This window comes from Streptomyces sp. URMC 124 (genome assembly GCF_051386455.1).
Taxonomy (GTDB): domain Bacteria; phylum Actinomycetota; class Actinomycetes; order Streptomycetales; family Streptomycetaceae; genus Streptomyces.
The window spans coordinates 1-244 of sequence record NZ_JBPQTS010000605.1; the positions used below are offsets into that span (position 1 = coordinate 1).

The window sequence follows — 244 nt, forward strand, 5'->3', positions numbered from 1 at the left end:
ATTTTGCGGCGGAGCGTTATACGGCTTCGATCGAAAAGAATACCGTGGCCTATGTCTCCCAGCTGTCGAGCAAGATGATGGGCAAGCTGGACGATTACGTGAATGACATGATGAAGATTTCCATTATCCCTTCGTATTTGAATGAAATTCAATCAGGGCTGGACATGTCGAACCGGTATTACGAAGAGGGAGGCCCGTCTAAGGCAGCGGACCGCCCGAACGAGAGCGAGGTCAAGCTGCAGAT

At 50.8% G+C, this 244-nt stretch carries 1 protein-coding gene; it reads left to right on the plus strand.

Going from position 1 to position 244, the window contains the following annotated elements:
• On the plus strand, nt 1-244 hold a 244-nt coding region (locus ACSNOG_RS33860; RefSeq protein WP_436756498.1), incomplete at both ends, for a hypothetical protein.